4 protein-coding genes are annotated in these 4,834 nt (G+C 57.4%); 2 read left to right on the top strand and 2 right to left on the bottom strand.

All coding sequences use genetic code 11. The features are described from left to right. The first annotated feature begins 82 nt into the window (after positions 1-82). Positions 83-1,651: a lactate dehydrogenase gene (locus tag H8S59_RS26065; protein ID WP_187523286.1), complete on the top strand. Its 1,569-nt coding sequence runs from the start codon at positions 83-85 to the stop codon at positions 1,649-1,651. 314 nt (positions 1,652-1,965) lie between these two features. Here the strand turns inward: H8S59_RS26065 and H8S59_RS26060 are convergent, their stop codons facing one another. Next, a complete protein-coding gene (locus H8S59_RS26060) occupies positions 1,966-2,358 on the bottom strand; it encodes a hypothetical protein (RefSeq protein ID WP_095102085.1) in 393 nt (130 codons plus the stop codon). A gap of 63 nt (positions 2,359-2,421) precedes the next feature. Further along, complete coding sequence (locus tag H8S59_RS26055; RefSeq protein WP_343073090.1) at positions 2,422-3,315, bottom strand: LysR family transcriptional regulator; 894 nt, start codon at positions 3,313-3,315, stop codon at positions 2,422-2,424. A gap of 127 nt (positions 3,316-3,442) precedes the next feature. Here H8S59_RS26055 and H8S59_RS26050 point away from each other — a divergent pair, with 127 nt between their 5' ends. Then, positions 3,443-4,810: an MFS transporter gene (locus H8S59_RS26050; RefSeq protein WP_095102089.1), complete on the top strand. Its 1,368-nt coding sequence runs from the start codon at positions 3,443-3,445 to the stop codon at positions 4,808-4,810. Positions 4,811-4,834 lie beyond the last annotated feature (24 nt).

The following is a 4,834-nucleotide window of genomic DNA, read 5'->3' as shown; positions in this document are numbered from 1 at the left end:
ATCCAGTTCCCTTTCTAAAGTTTCCCTGCAATTGGCCGCTACAAAGCAGATACAAATCCAAATAAGCCAGCACGGAAGCGCTATGACCTCAATCTCTTTAGTCACTGCCAGCACGCCGCTCATCACCACTCCAGCCACCACTGCCGTACCAGTGAGCGCCACCCAGACACCTCTGACACTCGCCAGCTCACCGGCCTCCGTTGTCATGCTTGGTGAGGATTCCAAAGTCGCGGATGCCGCCACTTACTCCAGCCGTGGAAGCTTGAACAACGCCGATTCGGTGCTGATCCTTGAGAAAAACACCCGTGACGCCGTGACTACTGCCCTCACCGGCAACATGTCCGCGAAATCGACAGCGGGACGCTTTCAGGGCTTGGGCGCGGCACTGCTGGAACAGCTTGCCAGCGGCAATTCAAACTCCATTTCCCAGTCCATCATCAAATCAGGCGCTGGCGATGTAAAAGACGCTGCCGCACTGAAATCAGCCCAGGCGCAGTTGCACGGCAATACGCAAAACACCATCACCCTCACCCTGAAAACCGCCAGTGGCGCGACCATCACCCTGAACCTGACCAGCAAGGATGACGGCCTCGCGGTGCAAGCCGATGTCACCGGTGGCAAGCTGAGCGATGAGGAAAATGAGGCCTTGGCTTCGTTGGCAGATTCCTTTCAGGGAGCGATTGATGGTCTGACTGCCGAAACGCCACGCCTGAATCTCGGCAACCTGACCCAGCTGAATCCAGCCCTCTTCTCGTCCGTTGACCTGAGCGCGCGCCTGAAAGTGGGCGATAACCAGTATCAGACGTTGAATTTCCAGTCGGATGAAAAGACCAAATCCGTCGAAATGACTGGCCCAACCGGCAATGTTCAACTGAGCGTTAAGAACAACTCAGCGATATTGGGCAACGCTCAACAGCAAGCCCAGGCCGTACAAAGCTACCTGAAGCAATTTGATGCAGCGCAAAGCCGTGGCCAGGGCGACAAAGACCTGATGGAGTTGTTCAAGGATGCATTTTCATCTTTGCAGAGCTCCACCAAAAGCCTGAGCGACAGCTCTGGCCTGAACAGTGTGGATCGCTCGATGTTGACCGGGCTTGCGGATTTCAGCGTGTCGCTGACGCAAAACGCCCAGCACAGCAACCCGATGCGCCCCGCAGAAGCCGACAAGTTTTCTTATAAAGCCTCGCAAACTACAGACATGCAAGGTGCGGGCAACGCAAATCGGTCCATTGAGCAGAAACAGACATCCAGCCTGGAGGCGTCGTACCACAAGAGCATTTATCTTGGTTCGAAACTGGCCTTGGGCAATACCGCCGAATCGCAAAACTACGACTTCTACCAGATCAAGGATCAGGCCGAGAGCAGCACCCGCATCGGCTATAACATGGGCGCGCTGGTTGTGGCCAGCTCTACCCAGAGCGCTCAACAGTCGACAATCGTCAATCGATATGAGATGGGCAAACTGATCGATACCATCAGCACCCCGAAAGAGATTTCCAAGTCGCGCAACTTGCTGGGCATGATCGACGCCGCCCTGCGTGACGACCGAAGCTCGCGCATAACGACGGGCAAGTCGACACTTGACGACGACCTGATGGCGGTGCATGCCAAGGTGCTGCTGCAGTCGGATCCGTCTTCGGTGGTCAACTGACAGTCAGTCATGACGCACACTTGTAGGAGCTGCCGAAGGCTGCGAGGCATTAACCCTGACACACCGCCATCGCAGCCTTCGGCAGCTCCTACCAGACAACGCATAACTATCTGATTACACACAACCCGTGGGACCGGATTCATCCGGGAAGAGGCCAGTAGATCCGCCACCACATCGTTGCCTGAAATGCCGCCTTCCCGGACGAATCCGGTTCCACAGGTCTCAGGTTTAGCGCGCGACAGCGTAGGGTCAGTGACACCCGGGCAGCTCCTACAGAAAATCAGCGTCAAGACTGAGAGATGCTCAGCCTGAACTCAGACATCGCGAAACAGATCGTGTGCGTCCAGCAACCGGTAGGCAATTTCAGGATTCTTTTCCAGGCCTCGCCTGATGGCAGCAGGAATCGACTGCCGGGTTTTGCGACACAACCCCGGCAACTCGTCGATAGTGATCGCGATCCCGCGCATGCTGCGTACTTCGTTAAAACCCGGCACCACCTCCAGTCGAATCCCCAACTGCTCGTACAACTTGCCCTGCATGTGCTCAAGATCGGCCAGACTCTTCAGGTTTTCCAGACGCTCAAGCAGGCGCTTCTCCTCTTGACGGGTCAACGCCAGAATCCGCAGTTCGTGGGCCTGCAACAGTTCGCGCCCGCAATTGCAGGCACCGGGGGGACAAGGCTGACGAAGCGGTAGAGGGGCACTCATGGGCGCAGCATACCGAGGCTTGTCCCGACTTTGCCATCACCCCCGGCAGGATCAGCGCATTTTTCACGCTCGATTATGTTCAAACTCCCGACTGAGCAAATCCCTGAACGCGGGCAACACTGGATTTTCGTTATCGTTGCGGGAAATCATGTGCAGGTCAGCATTCAGGGTCGCGTCGCGCAGCGGCCGAAATACCACTGCGCCACTGTGCAGTTGCCGGGCCGAAGCCGGCACGATCGATAGTCCCAGACCGGCCTGGACCATGCTGACAATCGCGTGGGTCTGCCCCAGGTGATAGGTGTAGTGAGGCGTGACACCGCTCATGGCGAACAGCCCGACAATGCAGTCGTAGAAATAACGGCCTTCATCCGCGGCGTACATCACAAAAGGCTGATGATTAAGGTCCGCCAGGGCAATCGACGGCTGCGCGGTCAACGGGTGTCCTGAAGGCAGCACCACTAACAGCGGCTCCCGATACACCAGTTGCGCATCGAACATCTCCCGATCCCTGACCTGTCGCACCAGGCCTATGTCGATCAGATTCGCCGACAGTGCATCCAGCTGGGCATCGGAAACCATCTCCTTGAGCACAAACTTCACTTCCGGCATTTCAACGGCAGCCTTGGCCAGCAACTGCGGCACCATGCTGTAAGCGCTAACCCCGGTAAACCCCAGGGTAAGCCTGCCCACTTCGCCGGAGGCCAGACGCCGCGCTGAATTACCCGCCTGCTCCGAGAACGTCAGGATATGTCGCGCATCGCGCAGAAAGCCTCGGCCAGCCGCCGTCAGGCGCACGCCGCGGTTATTGCGCTCCAGCAGGACAATGCCCAGCGAACGCTCCAGTAACTGGATCTGTCGGCTTAATGGCGGCTGGGTCATATGCAGGCGTATGGCGGCTCTGCCGAAGTGAAGCTCTTCGGCCGCGGCCACGAAACATCGTAACTGGTGTAATTCCACGATTCAAAATCCGCATCAACCTATCCAGTATCTATGTTAGACGTATATCCACCGAGGCTCCTACTATCGAGGAAAGAAGAAGTTACATCTTCTAACAAAAATAAAACGTCCCTACAGGAGACGCCTCATGCTGTCGAAATCCATCCCTCTGGACCAGGTCGAGGCGCAAGCCAGGGTCGGTCGCCATCGCTTTCTCATTCTTGCCCTGATCTTTATCGTTACCGTCATCAACTATGCCGACCGGGCCACCATGTCGATTGCGGGCACCGGGGTGGTGAAGGATCTGGGTCTCGATCCGATGATGCTCGGCGTGATCTTCTCCGCGTTTGCCTGGGCTTACGCGCTGGGCCAGGTGCCGGGTGGATGGTTACTGGATCGCTTCGGTGCGCGCCGTGTTTATGGCTGCAGCCTGGTGCTGTGGTCCATCTTCACGATGCTACAGGGCACTGTCGGGTGGATGGGTTTAATGGGCGCTTCGGCCGCTATCAGCCTGTTCGCCATGCGCTTCATGCTGGGGTTGGTCGAGTCGCCCGCCTTCCCGGCCAACAACCGCATCGTGTCCTGCTGGTTTCCCACCAGCGAACGCGGTACTGCGTCGGCGCTGTTCAACTCCGCGCAATACATGGCCGTCGTCCTATTCACGCCGATGATGGCCTGGTTGACCCATTCGTGGGGGTGGGAGCATGTGTTTCTGTGGATGGGTGGCTTGGGTCTCGTACTGAGTGTGGTCTGGTTTGCTTTCTACCGTGAGCCCCACAGTGATAAAAACCTCAGCCCTCGGGAGCTGGAATACATGCGCGAAGGCGGCGCACTGGTGGACCTGGAGCTGACCCGCACCACGAAAAAACCCAAAGCAAAGCTCAGCGAAATCAAGCAACTGTTCACCAGCCGCACCTTGTGGTCGATCTACCTGGGCCAATACTGCATCACCGCCCTCACCTACTTTTTCATAACCTGGTTTCCGATCTATCTGATCAAGGGACGCGGCATGACCATCATGGAAGCCGGCTGGGTCGCCGCGCTGCCTGCCATTTGCGGTTTCTCCGGTGGCGTATTGGGTGGCATGCTCTCTGACTGGATGATTCGTCGTGGTGTACACCCGTCAATCGCCCGCAAGACACCGTTCATGATCGGCATGGCGATGTCGACAATACTGGTCTCGGCCAACTTCCTCGACGCCAACTGGATGGTCATCACCGTCATGGCCATTGCCTTCTTCGGCAAAGGACTGGCGGCGGTGGGCTGGGCAGTGTTGTCTGATACCGCACCGAAAAACATGGTCGGTCTCAGCGGCGGCGTGTTCAACGGCATCGGCAATATTGCCGGGATCATCACGCCACTGGTGATCGGCTATATCGTTGCGGTAACCGGCTCGTTCAATATCGCCCTGTGGTTCGTCGCGGCCCACGGCGTCCTCGGCCTTCTGGCTTATGGCTTGCTGGCTGGCCGGTTTGAGCGGGTGGTGATTGAGGAAGATGGACACGCTCCAAAGTGAGCGCTGGACCTTGTGGGAGACTCT

The sequence above is a fragment of the Pseudomonas folii genome, from assembly GCF_014357575.1.
Lineage (GTDB): Bacteria > Pseudomonadota > Gammaproteobacteria > Pseudomonadales > Pseudomonadaceae > Aquipseudomonas > Aquipseudomonas folii.
This window is presented reverse-complemented; position numbering and strand designations above follow the sequence as displayed.

Bases quoted from the DNA above. Each gene is read 5' to 3' on its own strand.
- H8S59_RS26065 (WP_187523286.1), top strand. From the start codon at position 83: ATGACCTCAATCTCTTTAGTCACTGCCAGCACGCCGCTCATCACCACT.
- H8S59_RS26050 (WP_095102089.1), top strand. From the start codon at position 3,443: ATGCTGTCGAAATCCATCCCTCTGGACCAGGTCGAGGCGCAAGCCAGG.
- H8S59_RS26060 (WP_095102085.1), bottom strand. From the start codon at position 2,358: ATGAGTGCCCCTCTACCGCTTCGTCAGCCTTGTCCCCCCGGTGCCTGC.